The sequence below is a fragment of the Amycolatopsis nivea genome (assembly GCF_004522235.1).
In the GTDB taxonomy this organism is placed as follows: Bacteria; Actinomycetota; Actinomycetes; order Mycobacteriales; family Pseudonocardiaceae; genus Amycolatopsis; species Amycolatopsis nivea.
In genome coordinates, this window is the sequence record NZ_SDLT01000074.1 from 1 (window position 1) to 20,131 (window position 20,131).

Consider the following 20,131-nt stretch of genomic DNA (forward strand, 5'->3'; position numbering starts at 1 on the left):
ACACCTCAACGACCCTGTCCGTCAAAACGGGTCAATCCCAGATCGCCATGTGCTCCCCCAGTTGCGTCCGCTCGAACTCCACATACCCCGCCACCTTGTCGGCAGGCAGGTACCGCGCAGCCATCTCCCACGTCAGCTCACGGCTGCCCGGGCGGGTCCGCACCACCGGGCCTTCCACCGACACGTACCGGACCGTCGGCTCGACTCGCTGCACCATCAGGCTGAACCGTCCCGCCGCCTGGATCGCCTTCGCCTTGCGCGATTCCGGCGGCGTGATCACCCACAGTTCGCCGCCCGGCGTGTACTGGTACCAGATCGGCACCGTCAACGGCGCGCGGTCCGGGCGCTCGACCACCGAGAGCGCGCCGATGTGCGGTTCGGCCAGAAACTGTTCCCGTTCTTCCCTCGACAACACCATGCCCTCGAAGCTAGCCACCAGGTACGACAAAAACCGGGTTCCGCCGGCGGCGAAAACCGGTGCGTCACCCGTACGTGAGTGGCTAGCGTCCTAGCCATGGGGAAATTCGAATTCGGCGTCAGCCTGCGGCTCACGGCCAACGGCACTGAGTGGACCGCAAAATGCCGGCGGGCCGAGGAGCTCGGCTACGACCACCTGACCGTTCCCGACCATCTCGGGCCGGGGCGGCTGTCGCCGTTTCCCGCGCTCACGGCTGCCGCGGCGGTGACCGAGCGGGTGCGGGTCGGCACGTTGGTGTCCAATGTGCCTTTCTACAACCTCGCGCTCTTCGCCCGCGATGTCGCCACTACCAACAAACTCACCGAAGGCCGCTTCGAACTCGGTCTCGGCTCGGGCCACATGAAGCACGAGTTCGACGACGCCGGGTTGCCGTGGCGCAAAGCCGCCGACCGGATCACCTACCTCACCGAAGGTCTCGCCGAACTGCGCACGCGCGTCGAGGACGAGGGCGGCATGCCGAAGCTGCTGATCGCGGGCAACAGCGACGGCGTGCTCAAGCTCGCGGCGGAACAGGCGGACATCGTCGGATTCGCCGGTCTTCGCCAGGACCGCGGCCGTCCGCCGGGCACGTTCGTGCTCGACAACGACGTCGCGATGGACGAGCGGGTCGCGTATTTCCGTTCGCTGGCAGGGGATCGCGAGATCGACTACAACATGCTGATCCAGCGCGTCGTGGTCACCGACGACCGGCGCGAGGCCGCGGCGGAATGGCACGCCGAGACCGAGGAACGCAGTGCGGCGGACGTCGACGAACTGCTCAACGCACCCCAGCTTCTCTTCGGCACGGTGGACGAGATGGTGCAGCAGCTGATCGCGCACCGCGAGCGGTACGGCTTCTCCTACTTCACCGTTTTCGAGGCGATGATGGAGACTTTCGCTCCGGTGGTGGCTGAACTGCGAGGTCGCTAGCCGCCTGCACCTTCGCGACGGCGTCTCCGGCGATGAGCGTGAGCACCCGGCCGAGGAGCCCGTCCGGCACGGCTTCGTCGTCGATTTCGGCTTCCACGGCCAAACCGTTGCTCAACGCGAGCAGCACGACGGCGAATTCCTCGGCAGGCAACGGAAGTTCGAGGTCCAATCCCTCGGCGAGCCGGTTCAAGGCACGCGCGATCGTGTCGCGAACCTCCCGGCGGCGCCGGCGCAACGCGTCGCGCCGCCGGTCGTCTTGGTGCGCCATCGCGAAAAACTCGGCCAGCAGCCGGTGCCACACCGCGTCGGCACGCATTTCGTACATCAGCACCGCGGCGACGTTCGCCAGCCCGGCGCCGCCGTCGTCCGCTTCGGCGAAACTCGCCAAACTCGCTTCGAGCCGGTGCGCAGCGTGCTCCTCCATCAACGCCAGCACCAGCTCGTCCTTCGACGCGAAGCTCGAGTAGACCGCGCCTTTCGTCAGCCCGGCCGCCGCGGCCACCTCGGTCAGCTTCGTCGCGGCGATTCCCTGTTCCCCGAACACGGCGAAGGCGGCGTCGAGAATGCGCCGCCGGGTCTCCGCGCGCGTCGGCCGCGTCCGGCCGGTCATCGGCTTCTCCCTCATCCGGGGGTTGACACTGGATCTGCTCGCTCAATACCTTCAGGTATCCAATACCCCAGGGTATCCACTGTCAAGGACGACAGGGAAGGACCGCTCCGATGAGGTTGCGCATCGTCCTGGCCGCCGCGGCATTGCTGACCGCCGCGTTCGCCGCCCCAGCCACGGCCGCCCCGACCGGCGGCGTCAACGATCCGGCGTGCCGGCCGAGCAGCGCACACCCGCGTCCGGTGGTGTTCCTGCACGGGCTCGGCGCGACGTCCTATGAGGACTTGAACTACCTGCAGGATCACGTCGCCGCCAAGGGATACTGCACCTTCAGCCGCACCTACGGCGCGTACCCGCAGTTCCCGGTCGTCGGCGGGCTGCGCCCGATCGCCGACTCCGCAACGGAAATCAAGCAGTTCATCGGCGAAGTGCTGAACGAAACCGGTGCGGCGCAAGTGGATCTGGTCGGCCACTCCGAGGGCGGATTCCAGACCTTGTACGTCACGAAAACCCAAGGCATCGCCGACCGCATCGGCTCCGTCGTCGCCATCGCGCCGCCCACGCACGGCACCACGTTCGCCAATCTGACGAAACTGGCGTACCTGCTGGGAATTCGCGATGAAGTCGGCAAGGCGCTCACCGCGTTCGGCTGCCCGGCTTGCGACAACCTGATCACCGACGGCAGCGCCGTCCAGACGCTCACGAACGGTCCCATCGCGCAGCCCGGCGTCCGCTACACCGTGCTCACGTCGCGGTTCGACGAACTGGTCACGCCCACCGAAACGTCTTTCGTGCGCGAACCGGGCGTCACGAACGAATACGTCCAGGACACCTGCCCGTTCGATCCCGTCGGGCACATCGGCGAGGCCTACGACCTCAACGTCTGGAACCTCGTCACCAACGCGCTCGACCCGGAGCACGCCACGAAATTCCTGTGCACGGCGGGATCTCCCGGCTGACGCGCGAGGCGGACCCGGTGGCGGCACGAGCGCCACCGGGTTCCGCGCTCAGTACGCCAGGGTGAACCGGGCGCGCGAGTGCTTCGGCTCTTCGATCTCGTCCACGAACGCGATCGCCAGGTCCGCGCCGCTGATGTGCGAGCGGCCGTCGGCGTCGCTGACCAGCACGTCGCCGCCGAGACGGAACTTGCCGGTGCGCTCGCCGGGGATCCAGGAACCGAACTCGGCCGCCGGGCTGACGTAGAACCAGTCGACGTCGTCCGGCAGCTCGCGCAGCGCCTCCAGGACGAGGACGTGGCTGCCCGCCTCCGGCTTGTACTCCTCCGGGAACTCCGGCGTGTCGATCACCCGCGGCCCGTCCTCGCTGACCCGCAGCGAACCGGCGCCGCCGACGACCGCCAGCCGCGCGCCGTTCGCGCGGGCCGCTTCCACCAGCGTCGGCAGGGCGTCCACCAGCCGGCGGCCCTGGTCGTCCGCACGGCCCGGCGTCGCGATCACGAGCACGTCCGCGCCCTTGGCCACCGACGCGACGAACTCCGCGTCATGCATCGACCCCGAACGCGCTTCGACCCCCGACGGCAACCCCTCGGCCTTGCGCGCGACCCCGGTCACGGAGTGCCCGCGCCGCAGCGCCTCGTCGGTGATCCGGCCACCGGCGAATCCCGTCGCGCCGAACACCACCAGCTTGCTCATTGCCGCTCCTCGCAAAGAAAATCCGTATCGACGCCACCGATGGTAAGGACCGGTCTTCGGCTACTTCAACGGAAGAAACGCACCTCGAGGTGAGCGTGCAGGTCAGCCGCCGAGCGCGGCGAAAGCGGTGGCCAGCTTTGCCTTCACCGCGTTCGCGTCGACCGGCGAACGCACCTCGGCGACCGCCGTCGGCTTCGCCAGCACCTGGTAGCTCGCGGTGCGGTTGGGCAGGGTGAATTTGACCGAACAGGACATCGTGATGGTCGCGTCCGCGGCGGCGTCGCCTTCAGTGGCGCAGCTTTGCGAGCCGAGCGTGTCCGCGCTGATCTCCACCGAAAGCTTGATGTGCACGGTCGGTTTCGAGCCCGGCTGATTGCCGACGACGCTGTTCGAAACGTCCACTGTGGTCTTGCAGGAACCGACGTAGTCCTGGCAGTCGAGTTTGTCGTTGAGGACCGTGACGCTCGCCTGCGCGAGCCCGTCGAACGGCTGCCCGATCGCGTCGACCGCGGCGTTGAAATCGGTGTGGAACTGCTTGATCTCGGCGTCGGACAGCGGCCGGACCCGGAACGCCGCGCCCAGCTTCGGGCCGCCGCGCGGATCGAGCAGCGCGGGCGCGAACCCGGTGACCCGGTGCGGTTCGGCGGTGGTCACCTGCAGCGCGCCGCCGAGGTCGTACACCTCGGTGCCGTCCGGCAGCTTCTGCTTTTGCGGCGCGCCGGTGCCGAGTCCGCCGAGTGCCTTGCGCAGTTCGCCGGCGAGCTTCGGCGGGGACATCCGCGCGGCCGGGTCGACCGGCAGTTCGCTGCCGACGGTGTGCACCCATCCGCTGCCGAACTGGGTGCTGTTCTCCTCCAGCCCGTGCGACTTCCAGTAGTCCGCGTCGGCCGCGAGGTAGAGCTGCCCGTCCGGTTCGGTCAGTCGCACCGACTTGCCCTCCAGTGGCAACGCGCCGAAGCCGTTGCCGTCGCGCGCGACGCGGTACGTCAGCGTCGCCGGGTTGCCGGCGCCGTCCTTCAGCGTCGCGTCGTATTGCAGTGCCGGTGCTTGCTCCAGCGCCTGCAGTGCGGCGTCGACCGCCGTCTGCTGCTGCGCACGCTCGGCAGCCAGCTGCCGGTCGGCATCGGACAGTCCCGCCGTGCCGGTCACCGCGACCTGGCAGCCCGCGAGAAGCCCACCAAGCAGCACCAGTGCTGTCGCAGTCCATCGAGCCCGCATGTCGGCCGCCCCTCTTTCCGCGGAAATCATGCCACTCCCACCAGATCGGCGGGCGGGACGGGATTTGTGTCGTCACCCACCCGCGCGGGGGAGACTGCCCGGACCCGGTGCGGGCCCGCGCGGACCGGCTGGTTTACACTTCTCGGGTTGTCTCGGCGAGGCGGGTGCGCCTGTAGGTGCCCGGCGTGATCGACGCGGCGGCTCGAGAAGCCCCGTGGTCCGCTCACGCCCGCAATCTCGCCGCCGTGCCAACCGCCCCGAGCAGAGATCGACGATCCCCGCCGCCCCCTGCCGCACGTCGTGTGATTTGAAGGAGTGCTAAACCGTGTCCGAGGTACGTCTTTCCGTCGAACCGCGCACCGAGTTCGGAAAGGGTGCCGCCCGCCGCACCCGTCGCGCCGGCAAAATCCCCGCGGTGCTCTACGGGCACGGCTCGGACCCGCGGCACTTCGCGCTGCCGGCCATCGAGTTCGCCCGCGTCGTCCGCGAGAACGGCACCAACGCCGTCATCACGCTGGACCTGGAGGGCGCCAGCGAGCTCGCGCTGACCAAGACCATCGTGGTCCACCCGCTCAAGAACTACATCGAGCACGTCGACCTGCTGGTCGTCAAGCGCGGCGAGAAGGTCACCGTCGACGTCCCGGTCGTCGTCACCGGCACCGCGGGCCCGGGCACCCTGGTCGCCCAGGACCTCGACACGATCCAGGTCGAGGTCGAGGCGCTGCACATCCCCGAGCAGTTCGAGGTCTCCGTCGAGGGCATCGAGGCCGGCACCCAGATCACCGCGGGCCAGGTCTCGCTGCCCGCCGGCGCCGAGCTGGTCACCGACGCCGAGGCGCTGGTCGTCGCCGTCAACGAGGCCCCGCGCGGTGCCGCTGACGAGGACGCCGAAGCCGAAGAAGCCGCTGAAGAAGCGGCCGAATAGACTCGCTTTCGTGAGTGAAGACCTGCCCGGGGCCGGCGAGCTGATCCTGCTCGCCGGCCTTGGCAATCCAGGACCCCAGTACGCCGGGAACCGGCACAACGTGGGGTTCATGGTGCTCGACGAACTGGCCGGCCGGGTCGGCGGGAAGTTCAAGGCGCACCGCAGCGGGGCCGAGGTGCTCGAAGGCAGGCTCGCCGGTTCCCGCGTGGTGCTGGTGAAGCCGCGGTCGTTCATGAACCTCTCGGGCGGCCCGGTCGTCGGCGCGGCCCGGTTCTTCAAGGTGCCGCCGTCCGGCGTCGTGGTGGTGCACGACGAGCTGGACGTCGATTTCGGCGCGCTGAAGCTCAAGCTCGGCGGCGGCGACAACGGGCACAACGGACTCCGGTCCATCACCAAATCGCTCGGCACGCGTGACTACTACCGCGTGCGCTTCGGCATCGGGCGGCCGCCGGGCAGGCAGGATCCGGCGGATTTCGTGCTGAAGGACTTTTCGACGGTCGAGCGCAAGGAGCTCCCGTTCGAGGTCGACCGTTGCGCGGATGCGGTCGAGGCGCTGGTTTCGCGGGGCCTGGCTGCGGCGCAGAACGCGTTTCACGCTGCCTGACCTGCTGGTTTCGACCCAATGTGGCATTGGGTACGTCAGATGCACCGAATGCCACATTGGGTGCGTGCGATGCACCCAATGTGGCATTGGGGTTTCTCGGTAGCTGCTTGCGCGGCCTCGCTGCGGCGATGCGCCAGCATCCGGCCGGGTCGCGTGGCCCCGCTGACCCAGCCCGGCTGGGCTCCTCGGCCAGGGGCAGCTTCGCGCGGCCGCCCGTCTCTGCTGCGGCGAGTCCGGCGCGGTGGAGAGGTCCGTGAAGGGCTCCTTGAGGGAATCTGATTCCCTCAAGGAGCCCTTCACGGACCTCGGCAGTCAGAAGCCGCCCGGCGCGTCTCCGTGGCCGGTGCTCCCCAGCGCCCTGACCAGCACCGCTAACGCGACCACGCCGCACGCCGCGCCACCGCCAAAACCCCGACATGGCATCCGGTGCCTCCCCGGCCCCCAGTGCGGCATTCGGGCCGATTGAGCCGTTGTGCCTGTGGGTGAGTCGTTGTGGCCCTGCGTGATGGATTTCTCACTCGATGGGCGTCTTCTGGGGCCCTGATCGAGTCGTCCGGGTGGGTGCGGGCTTCCCGGGGTGGCCGGGACCGGTTAGGACGGACTGCAGGAGTTCGCACCACCCCGACCCTGAATCGGAGAATGATCCATGCCGTTTACCGCCGAGGATCTCGCTGAGGTCGCTTTCGGTAACGCCCCGATCGGCCGCCGCGGCTACGCCAAGCAGGAGGTCGACGACTTCGTGCGGCGGATCGCCAAGACGATCGCCGACGAGGACGATCTCACCGCGGCCGAGGTCCACCACGTGCTGTTCTCCAAGCCGTTGATCGGCAAGCGCGGGTACGACGAGCGCGAGGTCGACGAGTTTCTCGACCAGGTGGAGACGCAGCTGGCCGACCGGTCCGGACGGCGGGCTCCGCTGATTCCAGGGAGCCGGGACCACACCGAGGCCACCGCGGGACGCGCCGCGTGGCCCGTCGTCACCGAGGCGCCGGCGGAGCGGCTGCCCGGCCGATAATCCCCAGATCTTGCCGCGAAGGCCGCTTCGAGGATTCGAAGCGGCCTTCGCGCGTTCAAGCCCGGATCAATCGGCCGCGTTCTTGGCGATCTTGTCCGCGTACTGCACCGCGGTAGCGGCCCGCTTGACCTTGCCGGACGGGGTCTTGGGCAGGCTTCCAGCCGGAAGCACCACGACCGCGAAGGGGCGCATGTCCACGGCGTCCCGGACGCGCGCGGCGATTTCCTTGGCCAGGCGGTTTTCCTCAGCGGCGTCACCGGCCAGTTTGGACTCCACGACCACGGCGAAGCGCTCGCGGCGGCTGCCCGCGTCCAGGCGGACGGCGACCGCGTTGCCTGCCCGGACGCCCTCGACCGAACCGGCGGCGCGTTCGATGTCGGTCGGGTACAGGTTGCGGCCGCCCATGATGATGACGTCCTTGCGGCGGCCGCAGATCACGATCTGGCCGTCGACCAGGTAGCCGAGGTCGCCGGTCTTCATCCAGCCGTCCGCGTCCTGGGTGTCCAGCGGGCCGTCGACGGTCAGGTAGCCGGGCGTCACGGCCTCACCGCGCAGGCGGATCTCGCCGACCTGCCGTTCGCCCACCACGGAACCGGATTCGTCCACGATGTCCGCTTCCAAACCGTCCAGCGGACGGCCGAGCAGGGCGAACGAGCGGACCTCGTCCGTGCCGCGGCGGGGGTCGCCTTCCGGCACCGGCACCGCGCGGTTGTCGGCTTCCAGCGCGTCGGCTTCGACGACGTCCAGCGTGAGCCCGGTGAACAGCGGCGCGAACGAGACCGCCAGCGTCGCCTCCGCCATGCCGTACGCGGGGAACACGCACTCGGGCGGCATCTTGAACCGCTTGCCCGCGTCCACAAAGGTCTCGACGGCCGTCTCGTCGATCGGCTCCGCGCCGTTGAGCGCGATCCGCAGCTTCGACAGGTCGTAGGCGTTGTCGTCCTCGACGCGGGCCATGCGCTTGCCGACGATGGCGTACGCGAAGTTCGGCGCGGCCGTCGTGGTGCCGCCGTACTTGCTGATCAGCTCCGGCCAGATCAGCGGGCCGGTCAAAAACTCGACCGGGGTGATCTTGACCAGTTCGACGCCGAACGTCATCGGCACGGTCAGGAAGCCGACCATGCCCATGTCGTGGAAGGTCGGCAGCCACGACACCATCACGTCGGTGTCGAACTCGAACTCGGCGCGGTCGACCATCGCCTTGACGTTGGTGTACAGGTTGCCGTAGGTGATCCGGACGGCCTTCGGCTCCGCGGTCGATCCGCTGGTGAGCTGCAGCAGCGCGGTGTCGCTCTCGGCCGTCCGCACGATCTCGGCCAGCGGTTCCGCGCCGGCGAGTTCGGAGATCAGCCGGTAGCTGATGCCCTTGCCTTCGAGCACCGGGGCGAGCTGGTCGAACGGTTCGCCCAGCACGACCAGCTCGGCCCCGATCATCTCGAGCACCTTGACCGTGTCCTCGGCCCATTCGGCGAGGTCCGTGCGCGGCGTCGGCTGGTGCAGCATCGTCACGCTGCCGCCGGTGAGCCACACCGCCTGCACGGTCGGCGCGATGAGCACCGGCGCGGCGGCCAGCACCGCCACCGCGCTTCCCGGCTTCAACCCGCCGCTGACCAGCCCGCCCGCGATCCGGCGCGCCTCGTCGTGCACCTGCGCCCAGGTCCGGCGCACCGGCTCCTTGGGCTCGCCGGTCACCATGCCGCGCCGTTGCCCCCGGTCCGCCGCGTTCCCGACGAGTGTGTCCACAAACCGACTCATGTGCGTCAGATTACTGTCCGGTTTTTCCGGCACTGCCCGCGGCGGCGTGAACAGCGGATGTCCGGCGTCAGGCGGGTTGCGGACGCACCCGGTCCAGATAGGCCTGCGGCAGCTCGGCGCGGGTCAGTTTCCGGAATTCCAGCGGTCCGGACGTGTAGGAATCCTCAGCGGTGATCAGGCCGTCCGCGTCGACCGGCCACACGATCAGCTGCCTGCTGACGTACAGGTAGTCCGCGTCCGGATCGGCGGCAGGGAAACCCATCTGCTGTGCGGTCGCGCCGGGAAGGAGCATGTGCAGATCGCCCTCGGTGACCAGCGCATGATCGTCAACAACGAGCCGGTCCATCCGGTATTCGAGGTGATTCGCCTTGCCCGCCACGAATGCCGCGTAGTACTCGCGGACGCCGTCGTGGCCCTTCGGTCCGGTGTCGCCGCTGGCGCCCCAGAAGTGATACGCGGCGTCCTTGCTGACCGTCGCCATCAGCCGGTCGAGATCGGGTTCCGCTTCGGCCTTCATGTGTTCCAGGACGATGCCGAGCACCTGCCGGTGCCGGGGGTTCGCGGTCGTCTCGAGCCGCTGTTCGAGCATCTGCCAGGTGCGGGCGGGGTCGATCATGGGCGTCCCTCCGGGAAACGCGCGTCGTTGCGCGTGCTCGATCGTCGCTGGCGAGCCCCGGCGGGTCAGCCGACGCGCGTCGCCGGATCCGGCCGGTCCGGGCGACGGGCGTCGCCTACCCGACGTCGCCCAGCGTGCGATCCGACGTCACCAACCGCCGGGCCAGCAGCGCGAACGTCGCTTGGAACCGGTCCATCGCGTCCTCGAGCCGCCAGCCGGTCGCCGCTTCGATCCGGTCCAGACGAGCCGCGACGGTGCTGTGGTGGAGGTTCAGTTCGGTCGCCGTCCGCCGGAGCGCGCCGAACACGCAGTACGACTCAAGCGCTTCGACGTCGAGCGCGCCGCCGGGGGTGCGGGCGTGGGCTTCGAGCGCCGCGACTCCGGGGGTCGCCACGAGCCGGGACGGCGGCAGTTCCGCAAGCAGGACAAGGACTCCGAGCGGTCCGTACGGCACGGCCCGGCGACCGAACACAGTGGACGATGCGAAGCGCAGCGCGGTGCGGGCTTGCTGCCACGACACGGGTGCGTCGGCCGCCGCTGCTGGTTCGCCGAGGCCGATCCAGACGTCCACGGCTCGGTCCAGTCCGGTCGAGGCGGGATGGCGGGCGGCGAGGTCGTCGTGCAGGTGCCCGGCCAGTTCGCGCGGGGCTGGACCTCCTTGGGTCAGTGCGAGGGTCAGGCGGCCTAGGCGGTGGTGTTGCAGCCGTCCGGCACCGGCGCGGGCGAGTGCGTCCAGGCCGTCCTCCGGAGCACCGGCGAGGACGAGCGCGACGACGGGCTGATCGAGGTCGTAGCCGAGCAAATGCAGTGCGCGCAAGCGATCCCGGCGTTGTTCGCGGTCCGAGACGGCGATCTCCAGCAGACCGGGTTCGCCGAGCCGGAGCGGCGGGGCGGGCCGGGTCGCGCGCAGGGCGCGGCGGAGCTGGTCGAGCAGGACGACGTCGAGCGGATGCGGCGCTGGCCGGTCGATCTGGACGTCGTCCAATGGCGGGCCGGAAACCGGCAAACCCGCGCCGTCGAACCACACGCTCTCGCCGTCGATCACGGCACCGACCGGACAGCCCGCGACGAGCGCTGCCGACCGGACCACCGCGTCAGGCGCGAGGCCGGTCAACGCGTCGAAATACGCGATCAGCCGCAGCACCGACGTGGTGTCGGCGGGCAGCGTCGACAGCCGCGGAACGTCGTCGTCCATCCGCCGATTGTCACTCGGCGAGTTCGGATGTCTCCAGCCACCGCGCTTCGACGTCGTCCTTCTCGGCCAGGACGGCCTTCAGGTCGGTGTTCAGCTCGATCAGCTTCTCCGGGTCGGTCGCCGCCTCCGCCAGCGCGGCGTGCAGCTTCTCTTCCCGCTTCGCGAGCTGATCCAGCTTCCGCTCCAACCGGCCCAATTCCTTTTGCGCCGCACGGGTTTCCGCCGCACTGCGCTTGGCCTCGGTCTTCTCCGCCGGAGGTGCCTCGCGACGCGGCGCGGCCTCCTTCGCGCGGGCGCGGCGCTGCAGGTACTCCTCGATGCCGCCCGGCAGGTGGGTGACCTTGCCGTCGCCGAGAAGCGCGTACGTGGCGTCGCAGACGCGCTCGACCAGGTACCGGTCGTGCGAGACCACCACCATCGTGCCCGGCCAGCCGTCGAGCAGGTCTTCGAGCTGTTGCAGGGTGTCGATGTCCAGGTCGTTCGTCGGCTCGTCCAGCAGCAGCACGTTCGGCTCGGCCATCAGCAGCCGGCACAGCTGCAGCCGGCGGCGTTCGCCACCGGACAGGTCGCCGACCGGCGTCCACTGCCGAGCCGCCGGGAACCCGAGCTTCTCGCCGAGCTGCGACGCGGTCATCTCCTGCTTGCCGAACACGACGCGGCCGGAGATCTGCTCGATCGCTTGCAGCACGCGAAGATCGGCGGGCAGGTCGTCGAGTTCCTGGCGCAGGTGCGCGAGCGCGACCGTCTTGCCCTGCACCCGCCGTCCGGTCGGCGATTCGACGTCGCCGCCCAGCAGCTTCAGCAGCGTGGTCTTGCCGGAGCCGTTCACGCCGACGAGACCGATCCGGTCGCCAGGGCCGATCCGCCACGTGACGTGGTCGAGCAAGGTCCGGTCGCCGACCCGCAGCGACGCGTCTTCCAGCTCCAGCACCGTCTTGCCGAGCCGGCGTTTCGCGAACGCCATCAGCTCCACCGAATCGCGCGGCGGCGGCACGTCGGCGATCAGCGCCTCGGCGGCTTCGACGCGGTACCGCGGCTTCGAGGAACGCGCCTGCGGTCCGCGGCGCAGCCACGCCAATTCCTTGCGCGCCAGGTTCTGCCGCTTCTCCTCCGCGGTCGCGGCGAGGCGGGCGCGTTCGGCGCGCGCGAAAATCCAGTCGGCGTAACCGCCTTCGTACTGCTCGACCCGGCCGTTCGCGACCTCCCAGGTGAGGCTCGCGACGGTGTCGAGGAACCACCGGTCGTGCGTCACGACCACGACCGCGATCCGGCGGCCCAGCAGATGGTCGGCGAGCCAGCGCACGCCTTCGACGTCAAGGTGGTTGGTGGGCTCGTCGAGCACCACGAGATCCAGTTCGCCGGTCAGCGCGGCGGCCAGCGCGACGCGACGGCGTTCGCCGCCGGACAGGTTCGCGGTCGGGGTCTCGAGGCCGATCGCGGTGATGCCCAGACCGTCCACAATAGACCGGACGCGCGCGTCGGCGGCCCATTCGTGCTCGGCCCCGTAGCGCTGCAGCACCACGTCGCCGACCGTGCTGCCCGCGGGCAGTTCGGTGCGCTGGGTGACCACCGCCATCCGCAGGTCGCGCACCTGGCTCACCCGGCCGGAATCCGGCTCGCTCAGTCCGGAAAGGACTTCGAGCAGCGTCGTCTTGCCGCCGCCGTTGAGCCCGACGACGCCGATGCGCTGCCCCTCGGCGACGCCGAGCGAAACGTTGTCCAGCAACGGCTTCACGCCGTAGGACTTGCTCACCGATTCCAGGTTGACCAGGTTGGCCATCCGGATCCTTTCCACTGTGGACTGTTGATTCGAGCTTTCAGGCGTGCACGCGCGGCGGCGCGTTGCGCGGGGCGTCGTCGCCGCCGACCACCCGGGCCCCCGGCACCGGGCCGTGCGCGACCCGCACCGTCCGGCACACTCCCGCGCCGGACAGCTCAGCGGCCACCTCGACCGCGGTTTCCGCGTCGGAGCACAGGAACGCGCACGTCGGCCCGGAGCCGGACACGCATCCGGCGAGCGCGCCCGCGTTCACCCCGGCGCGCAGCGTGCGGCGCAGGCCGGGCCGCAGCGACACCGCGGCCGCCTGCAAGTCGTTGCCGAGCAACAGGGCGAGTTGGCGAGGATCACCCGACGCGAGCGCCTCCACGACCGGCGTGTGCGACCCGATCCGCGGCGGTTTGCCGTCGGCGCGCAGCCGGTCGAGTTCGCCGAACACCTTGGGCGTGGACAGGCCTTCCTCGTCGAAGGCGAGCACCCAATGGAACGTGTGGCGCGCGAGCACCGGAACGAGCTGCTCGCCGCGGCCGGTGCCGAGCGCAGTGCCGCCGTACAGCGCGAAGGGCACGTCGCTGCCCAGCCGGCCGGCGATGGTGGCCAGCTCGTCGCGGGTGATGTCGAGCTTCCAGAGCGACGAGAGCCCGACCAGCGCCGCCGCCGCGTCCGCGCTCCCGCCCGCCATGCCGCCGGCGACCGGAATGCCCTTGCGCAGCACGATTCGCACCTTCGGCTCATCCGCGTCCGGCCGTCCGGCGTAGGAGGCCAGTTCGCGTGCCGCGCGCCAGGCGAGGTTGGCGCCGTCGGTGGGCACGGTGCGCTCCCCCTCGCCGTACACCTCGAGCCCTGGCTCGTCGGTGGCGGAGACGGTCACCTCGTCGGTGAGCGAAAGCGCCTGGAAGACGGTGACCAGCTCGTGGAACCCGTCCGCCCGCAGGTCGCCGACGGCCAGGTGCAGGTTGACCTTGGCCGGGACCCGGACGGTGACTGGTGGTGGTACGACGGCGAGCACCCGTCCAGCCTACGTGGCTGGCGCTGACCAGGTGTCGCCAGGAGAAAACGTCGGCACGGAAGTTCCCCCAACCGTCGCTCCGGAGTGGCCATCCGGACTAATTTGGAACTACTTTGGAACTATGCGCGCGCCGGAGGTCAACCTGTCCGAGTTGTCCCTGCACCCGCGCCGGGTCGTCGACCGGCTCGAAGGTTCGCCGACCCGTTCGGTCCGGATTCGCCGACGGGAGAAGGACAAACCCGATCTGCTGCTCGTGACCGCCGAGCGCGCCGAACAGGCGGCGGCCGGGTTTTCGGCGACCGTCACGATCCTCGCGGAGCTGGTGCGCCGCAGCGCCGAGACCGCCGCGCTCGCCGCCGGGGCGCTGCCCGCCGCGTTCCCGTGGGCGCGGTACCTGTCCGCGGAAGAAGTACGGACATTCGTCGGCGAACTGGCCGAAACCCTGGAGCGAGCCGAATCCCTCGGCAACCCGGTGCCGTTCGCCGCCCTCGTGGCGAAGTGGAAACAGACCGCCGAGGCGCACGCGGATCCGGAGCTGGCGGAGATCCTGCGCCGGAACGACCACAATGGACAGACTTCAGGACACTTGTCCTGAAACTTTGACCCGGCGACCTGATTTCTCGGGCGACGCGTCCCGCCAACGCGGCGAGGGCCGCCCCAATCAAATGGGACGACCCTCGGAAAACCGCTCAGTTCAAGGGAAATCAGGCGGCGACGACGCTCTGCGGACCGCGAGCCGGCTGGCTCACGTGCGCACCCCGGTCGGAGATCCAGGACAGCGCGGCGTCGGCCCGCTCGCCGCGGACGCCGAGGCGGAACCGGGCGATCGGGGTGTCCCCGATGCGGGTGAGGCCGCCGCCGATGGTGGCGAGCTCCACGTCGAACCGGCTGGCCGCCTCGGGCAGCAGGGCGCCCACCGAAGCGAAACCGATCAGCACGACGTCGACCGCGCGGTCGTACTTCGCGGACTGGGCGCGCGAGGTCTCGACCGACGGCAGCACCGCCTGCGCGGTCCAGCTGTCCGGCGTCGAGATGAGGTCGAGCACCGTGCCGCGCTCGACGATCGCGCCGTTGTCGAGCACCGCGACGTCGTCGCAGACCCGGCGGACGACGTCCGCGTCCGGCGTGGTGACGACGACCGTCACGCCCAGCTCGGCCCGCGCGCGGTCGAGCACGGCGAGCACCGCGCCCGCGTCCTCGGCCGCGACCCCGGCGGTCGGGTCGTCGGCGAGCAGCACGGCCGGTCCGGCGGCGAGCGCCCTGGCGACCGCGACCCGGCGGAGCTGGCCGTCGGTGAGTTCTTCCGGCTTCTGCCCGGCGCGGGCGGTGAGGCCGACGAGGTCGAGCAGCGAGCCGACCCGGCTGCGCCGCTGCGGGCCGTCGACGCCGAGCTGCTCCAGCGGGCTGGCGATGTTGCCCGCGATGGTGCGCTCGGCGATCAGCTCCGGCTTGGTCCCGACGACACCCAGCTGGCGGCGGATCTCCCGCAGCCGCTTGCCGTCGAGCGTCGCGGTGTTGAGGCCGTCGAGCCGCACGACGCCGCGGTCGGGGCGCTCCTGCAGCGCGATGCAACGGGCGAGGGTCGACTTGCCGGAACCGGACGGACCCACGACCCCGAACAGCGAACCGGCTTGCACGTCGACACTCACGTCGCGCAGCGCGGCGACCCGATTTCCGTGGAAGGGAAAGGACTTGGACACGTTTTCGACAGTGATCACGAAAGGGCTCCAGGCAAACGAGGCGCGGCGCCGATTCCGGGCGCGCCAGGCGTCATCGAATTACCGTCCACTGTGGACGGCGCAAGAAACTGCGGAAAAAACGATCAGGCGATGACCATGGAGCGTTGACACGCACATACCGAGCGGCGACCTTCGTCGACTACGCGCCGGCGGGTCAGCAGGAGCGGGCGGGTGACCCTCTTCATCGAAAACAGCCTCCATCGGTCCTGGCGGTAGCACCTGCCCTGCGGAGGGTGGTTGCTGCGACTTCGGCGAGCCAGGTCTCTCAGTCGCTCGGGATGGACGCTTTCGAGTAAAGCCGATCCCATTGGCTGAACGCAAGCGCGTTGGTGCAGATCACACGTCTGGTGGTGCCCGCATACCGGAACACCGCGTCCAAAAACCGGAAGCCCGGAACCTCGGCCGCCGAACAGTGCCTCGACCTGCGAAACGCTCGCCACGGGCACCGGCGGCGAACGGGTTTGTTCCACTGTGGACGATCAAGGATCTTTGTGGAACAAGAGTTTTCTCGTTGTCAAGGGGCGATGGTTCGCGGGCCTCGACGCGCGGTGCACCGGGGCCTCGACCGAGCCGAGATAGGTCAGCGAAGCGAAGCACCTCGGGTCAGCCCCGCGGAACAATCCCGGGCGTGGAGCAGTCCGACTCCCCCGAATGCCGAGCTGCTCGTCACAGGTGGGCGGCTGTTTCAGCCGTGCTCGCGTGGTCACCAAGCGTAGCCAAGCAGCAGGGAATGACCCACAATCAGCGACGACACAAGATCATCGGAGAACGCGGCGAAACCAGGGAATACCTGCTCCGACGCCGCCGTTGGAAGTCGCAAGGCGAGCACCCTGGGGGAGGTGGGTCACATTCCGGCAGCCGCGATCCGCGCGAAAGCGTGCACGTCCAACTGCTCCCCGCGCGTCTTCGGGTCGATCCCCGCCTCGGCGAGCAACTCGCCAGCCCGCTCGGCGGAACCAGCCCACCCGGCCAGCGCGGCCCGCAATGTCTTGCGCCGCTGGGAGAACGCCGCGTCGACCACCGCGAACAGCCGGGCCCGATCCACTCCGGAAACCGGGTCGGTCCGGGTGAACGAGACCAGAGCGGAATCGACGTTCGGCACCGGCCAGAACACCGCGCGCGGCACGGCGGCCACCTTGCGAGCAGGTCCGTACCAAGCCAGCTTCACGCTCGGCACGCCGTAAGTGCGGCTGCCCGGCCCGGCCGCCATCCGGTCGGCGACCTCGGTCTGGACCATGACGAGCCCGCTGCGCAGCGACGGCAGCTCGGCCAGCAGATGCAGCACCACCGGCACCGCGACGTTGTACGGCAGGTTCGCAATGATCGACACCGGCTCAACGGGCAGATCAGCCGCCCGCACCCGCAGCGCGTCGGCGCCGACGACGGTCAGCCGGTCCGCGGCCTCAGGCGCGCGCTCGGCCACTGTGCGCGGCAGGCGGGCGGCCAGCACCGGATCGATCTCCACAGCGACGACCTGAGCGCCCGCGGCCAGCAGGCCCAGCGTCAGCGAGCCGAGACCGGGCCCGACCTCCAGGACGACGTCCCCTGGCTGCACGCCGCCGAGTTCGACGATGCGGCGGACCGTGTTGGGGTCGTGCACGAAGTTCTGCCCGAGTTTCTTCGTGGGCCGGACGTCGAGTTCGTCGGCCAGCCCGCGGATTTCGGCAGGCCCCAGCAGTTCCACCACCGGACGAGCCTACCCAGCGGCGGCGCGGCGGACGAAAACAGGCGGCCGGGAGCGCGAGGCTCCCGGCCGCCTGCCGGAAAATCAGAGCGTGGCTCAGGCCTTGTAGCCGCAGCCCCAGGCGCTGTAGCCGCCGCGGGCGTCGCGCACCTTCTCGGCGATCGCGATCTGCTGCTCGCGGGTCGCCTTGTCGGCAGTGGGGGCGTACTGCTGGCCGCCGTAGGCGTTCCAGGTCTGCCGGTCGAACTGCAGGCCGCCGTAGTAGCCGTTGCCGGTGTTGATCGACCAGTTGCCGCCCGACTCGCACTGCGCGATGCGGTCCCACGCGCCGGTGTCGCCGATGGCCGGGGCCGGCGGCTTCTTGGTGCCGACCTTGATGATCTTGGCCTTGGCCTCGACGAGGACCTTCTCCGAGACGTGCTCGCGCGCGATCTCTTCGCCGTTTTTCTTCGTGACCTTGTAGGTCACCAGCTTCTTGCCCGGCGTGCCCGGGTCCTCGACGCTCTGCTGGCCCTGCAGCTGCGTCGGGTCGTCGACCTTCTGCACCTCGGGGTCGATGGTCTCTTCCTGGTTGACCATCGACACGCCCATGCGGCTGACGTGGACCTCGGCGCCGTTCTTCAGGCTGACGTCGAGACCGCCCTCGATCGCGTCGTCCGGGCCGAGGTTCAGCTTCAGGTCGGAGGCGAGCTCCTTGGTGGTCACCGCGGTGGTGTCCACCTTGCGCGGCGCGTTGGTGCCGTCGAAAAGCGTGATGTGCTTGAGGGTCTTGACCTGGACGGTCGAGCCCTCCAGCGGCAGTTCGCCGGACGACGGCATCGACGTCCACGCGCCCTGGGAAAGCATGCTGCCCATGCCGAGCTGGTTCATGGCCTCGCCGAGCGTGGTCGCGCGGACCCAGGAGGGCCGGGACACGCCGTCCACGACGAGGTTCAGCTGACGACCGCGCTCGAGCTTGATGACGCCGCCGTCGCCGACCGCCGCCTGCGGCGAGGGCGAAAGCGCGTCGTGCTCGCCGACCGAGAGGCCCGCGTCCTTGAGCACGTCGCCGACGGTGCCGCCGAAGCTGTGCACGGTCTGCTGGTGGCCGTCGACGTCGACGGTGATGCTCTTGTTCATCGCGAGCGCCGCCGCGCCGCCACCGCCGACGGTGACCAGCAGCGAAAGCACGGCACCCTTGAGGAAGCGGCGCTTCCAGGTCTTGGTCGCCTCGCGGAGCCCTTCCTCGACCGCGGCCTTCTTGGCCTGCGGGGAGGCGGTGCGGTCCTGCTCGACCTCGTCCGGGAGGACGAGCGGCGGAAGCATCGTGGTTTCCGCGTTGATGAGGCGGATCAGCTCGTCGACGTCGACGTCGATTTCCGACATCAACAGGTCGGCGTCCGGGCCGAGCGCGGCGAGCACGTCCTGCTCGGTCACGCGGAGCTCGTCGGAGAAGTCAAGCTGCCCGTAGGCGGTGTCCTCGAGCTCGCGGTCGAGCACGGCCACCGAGGATTCGGAGGAGGAGAAATACGCCGAACCCGCGTCAAGACGCGAATCATCCTGCCGACTACCAGTCACCGGGTCGTTCCCTTTCCCAAGACATCGCGCGTACCTCGCGCGTCGTCCTTCGTTCGCGACGCACCCTCGGGCGCGCCTCTCAAGTCCGACACCCCCAGCCAGCGCCATCGTCACGGTCCCAGGTCGTACCAACCCCGGTTCCGCTTCCCCGACGTGCACTGACGTGACTGGTGGGCGTATCAGCCGGTTCCGCTGCGCGGTACCGACCGGCACGATCACGGGACAGTAACGGGTGTCGGCAGGTTGCGCAAACACCCCCCGGAGTGTCGTGACTTGCGTCACTCATCAGGTGGACGAATGCGCGGTCTCGAATGTCGCAATCCGTGCAACCCGTTGTGACACTACGGAATCACGCAGGCAGCCGGTATGCGCGTTCGGCAGTGGTCCGGACCGCTTCGGCCACCTCGTGGACCGCTTCGCCGCGCAGCTGAGCGAGGAAGCGAACGGTGTAGGCGGTGCAATACGGCTCGTTCGGCCGCCCACGGTAGGGATGAGGCGTCAGAAACGGCGCGTCTGTCTCCGCGAGGAACTGCCCACGCGGCACAAGACGCGCGGCCTCGTGCAGCCCGCGCGCGTTCTTAAAGGTGACCGTGCCCGCGAAGGACAGGATGTAGCCCTTGTCGACACAGCGCCGCGCGATGTGCTCGTCGCCGGAGAAGCAGTGGAAGACGACCGTCTCGGGCGCACCTTCCTCGTCGAGGATGCGAAGCACGTCCTCGTGCGCGTCGCGGTCGTGGATCATCAGCGCCTTGCCAAGCCGCTTCGCAAGGTCGATGTGCCAGCGAAACGCAGCCTGCTGTGCATCGTGAGGCGAGTAGTCCCAGTAGTAATCAAGCCCCGTCTCACCGACCGCGACGACCCGTTCCCCGCGCGCCAGACGCTCCACTTCGGACTGTTCGGCGGGCCCGAATTCCTTGGTACGCGTGGGATGAATAGCCACCGCAGCGAAGACCCGCGAGTCCCAGGTGGACGCTTCGGAAGCCCAGCGAGCAGCCGCGAGATCATCCGCGACAGTGACAACACGCGCAACGCCAGCCCGCTCGGCACGGTCGACCATCGCGGCAACATCAGCCGCAGTCTCGGCCCCGCACGCGTCGAGATGAGTGTGCGCGTCAACCACCGTCACCGGCAGCCGATCAGGAATCGGAGGAAGTTCGCGCTTTTCGGCACCCATGCTTCCAAGCTACTGCGCCCTCGCCTCGCGAATGCCGTGAGGGGAACCCTCACTCCCCCAGAGTTCCCCTCACGACCCGCGACGGCCGTGAGGGACCCCTTCACGGACTTAGATTCCCTCGAGGAGCCCTTCACGGACCCGCTCCGCCCCCACCGCAGCCGTCGGCCGGATGCCGTCCCCAATGTGGCATTGGGTGCATGGGACGCACCGAACGCCA

General features: G+C 69.5%; 19 protein-coding genes and 1 riboswitch. Of the genes, 6 read left to right on the top strand and 13 right to left on the bottom strand.

Going from position 1 to position 20,131, the window contains the following annotated elements; all coding sequences use genetic code 11:
• Positions 1-31 precede the first annotated feature (31 nt).
• Positions 32-418, bottom strand: coding sequence for a pyridoxamine 5'-phosphate oxidase family protein (locus tag EIZ44_RS42960; protein WP_134734465.1), 387 nt, complete (start codon positions 416-418; stop codon positions 32-34).
• A 96-nt stretch (positions 419-514) separates the two neighbouring features.
• Here EIZ44_RS42960 and EIZ44_RS42965 point away from each other — a divergent pair, with 96 nt between their 5' ends.
• The gene (locus tag EIZ44_RS42965) at positions 515-1,387 is read left to right on the top strand and encodes a TIGR03621 family F420-dependent LLM class oxidoreductase (RefSeq protein ID WP_134734466.1); all 873 of its coding nucleotides are present in this window, start codon (positions 515-517) and stop codon (positions 1,385-1,387) included.
• Here EIZ44_RS42965 and EIZ44_RS42970 read toward each other — a convergent pair.
• A complete protein-coding gene (locus tag EIZ44_RS42970) occupies positions 1,323-1,997 on the bottom strand; it encodes a TetR/AcrR family transcriptional regulator (protein ID WP_051729802.1) in 675 nt (224 codons plus the stop codon). The genes EIZ44_RS42965 and EIZ44_RS42970 overlap by 65 nt on opposite strands.
• A 110-nt stretch (positions 1,998-2,107) precedes the next feature.
• Between EIZ44_RS42970 and EIZ44_RS42975 the strand changes: the two genes are divergently transcribed.
• Complete coding sequence (locus EIZ44_RS42975) at positions 2,108-2,953, top strand: esterase/lipase family protein (protein ID WP_037820192.1); 846 nt, start codon at positions 2,108-2,110, stop codon at positions 2,951-2,953.
• A gap of 48 nt (positions 2,954-3,001) precedes the next feature.
• Here EIZ44_RS42975 and EIZ44_RS42980 read toward each other — a convergent pair whose 3' ends face one another.
• Positions 3,002-3,646 (bottom strand): NAD(P)-dependent oxidoreductase, encoded by a 645-nt coding sequence (locus EIZ44_RS42980; RefSeq protein WP_037820183.1) that lies wholly within the window; start codon positions 3,644-3,646, stop codon positions 3,002-3,004.
• Between the two features lie 102 nt (positions 3,647-3,748).
• Positions 3,749-4,864 (bottom strand): hypothetical protein, encoded by a 1,116-nt coding sequence (locus EIZ44_RS42985; protein ID WP_205673484.1) that lies wholly within the window; start codon positions 4,862-4,864, stop codon positions 3,749-3,751.
• A 325-nt stretch (positions 4,865-5,189) separates the two neighbouring features.
• On the opposite strand from EIZ44_RS42985, the gene EIZ44_RS42990 reads away from it, so the two are divergent.
• The 3 genes from EIZ44_RS42990 to EIZ44_RS43005 all read left to right on the top strand — a co-directional run bounded on the left by EIZ44_RS42990 (position 5,190) and on the right by EIZ44_RS43005 (position 7,408).
• Positions 5,190-5,789 carry a 50S ribosomal protein L25/general stress protein Ctc gene (locus EIZ44_RS42990; protein ID WP_134734468.1) on the top strand — a complete coding sequence of 200 codons (600 nt, stop codon included), beginning with the start codon at positions 5,190-5,192 and terminating at the stop codon, positions 5,787-5,789.
• 10 nt (positions 5,790-5,799) lie between these two features.
• Positions 5,800-6,393 carry an aminoacyl-tRNA hydrolase gene (gene pth / locus EIZ44_RS42995; protein WP_134670244.1) on the top strand — a complete coding sequence of 198 codons (594 nt, stop codon included), beginning with the start codon at positions 5,800-5,802 and terminating at the stop codon, positions 6,391-6,393.
• A 646-nt stretch (positions 6,394-7,039) separates the two neighbouring features.
• Positions 7,040-7,408, top strand: a complete 369-nt coding sequence (locus EIZ44_RS43005) for a DivIVA domain-containing protein (RefSeq protein WP_043836513.1) — start codon at positions 7,040-7,042, stop codon at positions 7,406-7,408.
• Positions 7,409-7,474: 66 nt separating this feature from the next.
• On the opposite strand, the gene EIZ44_RS43010 is transcribed toward EIZ44_RS43005, so the two are convergent.
• The 5 genes from EIZ44_RS43010 to EIZ44_RS43030 all read right to left on the bottom strand — a co-directional run bounded on the left by EIZ44_RS43010 (position 7,475) and on the right by EIZ44_RS43030 (position 13,760).
• Entirely contained in the window at positions 7,475-9,163 is a 1,689-nt protein-coding gene (locus EIZ44_RS43010) for a fatty acyl-AMP ligase (protein WP_134670246.1), read from the bottom strand.
• Positions 9,164-9,230: 67 nt separating this feature from the next.
• Positions 9,231-9,779, bottom strand: a complete 549-nt coding sequence (locus EIZ44_RS43015; RefSeq protein ID WP_134734470.1) for a nuclear transport factor 2 family protein — start codon at positions 9,777-9,779, stop codon at positions 9,231-9,233.
• 115 nt (positions 9,780-9,894) lie between these two features.
• Positions 9,895-10,974, bottom strand: a complete 1,080-nt coding sequence (locus EIZ44_RS43020) for a PucR family transcriptional regulator (protein ID WP_134734471.1) — start codon at positions 10,972-10,974, stop codon at positions 9,895-9,897.
• 10 nt (positions 10,975-10,984) lie between these two features.
• Positions 10,985-12,754: an ABC-F family ATP-binding cassette domain-containing protein gene (locus EIZ44_RS43025; RefSeq protein ID WP_134670252.1), complete on the bottom strand. Its 1,770-nt coding sequence runs from the start codon at positions 12,752-12,754 to the stop codon at positions 10,985-10,987.
• A 37-nt stretch (positions 12,755-12,791) separates the two neighbouring features.
• Positions 12,792-13,760 (bottom strand): 4-(cytidine 5'-diphospho)-2-C-methyl-D-erythritol kinase, encoded by a 969-nt coding sequence (locus EIZ44_RS43030; protein ID WP_134734472.1) that lies wholly within the window; start codon positions 13,758-13,760, stop codon positions 12,792-12,794.
• A 121-nt stretch (positions 13,761-13,881) separates the two neighbouring features.
• Between EIZ44_RS43030 and EIZ44_RS43035 the strand changes: the two genes are divergently transcribed.
• A complete protein-coding gene (locus EIZ44_RS43035; protein ID WP_134734473.1) occupies positions 13,882-14,355 on the top strand; it encodes a hypothetical protein in 474 nt (157 codons plus the stop codon).
• A 109-nt stretch (positions 14,356-14,464) separates the two neighbouring features.
• Here the strand turns inward: EIZ44_RS43035 and EIZ44_RS43040 are convergent, their stop codons facing one another.
• The 4 genes from EIZ44_RS43040 to EIZ44_RS43055 all read right to left on the bottom strand — a co-directional run bounded on the left by EIZ44_RS43040 (position 14,465) and on the right by EIZ44_RS43055 (position 19,914).
• Positions 14,465-15,478 (bottom strand): methionine ABC transporter ATP-binding protein, encoded by a 1,014-nt coding sequence (locus tag EIZ44_RS43040; protein ID WP_134670256.1) that lies wholly within the window; start codon positions 15,476-15,478, stop codon positions 14,465-14,467.
• Positions 15,479-15,693: 215 nt separating this feature from the next.
• Positions 15,694-15,784, bottom strand: a riboswitch (SAM riboswitch).
• 559 nt (positions 15,785-16,343) lie between these two features.
• Positions 16,344-17,186, bottom strand: coding sequence for a 16S rRNA (adenine(1518)-N(6)/adenine(1519)-N(6))-dimethyltransferase RsmA (gene rsmA, locus EIZ44_RS43045; protein WP_134734474.1), 843 nt, complete (start codon positions 17,184-17,186; stop codon positions 16,344-16,346).
• 93 nt (positions 17,187-17,279) lie between these two features.
• Positions 17,280-18,662 carry a resuscitation-promoting factor gene (locus EIZ44_RS43050; protein WP_037820292.1) on the bottom strand — a complete coding sequence of 461 codons (1,383 nt, stop codon included), beginning with the start codon at positions 18,660-18,662 and terminating at the stop codon, positions 17,280-17,282.
• Positions 18,663-19,089: 427 nt separating this feature from the next.
• The gene (locus tag EIZ44_RS43055) at positions 19,090-19,914 is read right to left on the bottom strand and encodes a TatD family hydrolase (RefSeq protein ID WP_134734475.1); all 825 of its coding nucleotides are present in this window, start codon (positions 19,912-19,914) and stop codon (positions 19,090-19,092) included.
• Positions 19,915-20,131 lie beyond the last annotated feature (217 nt).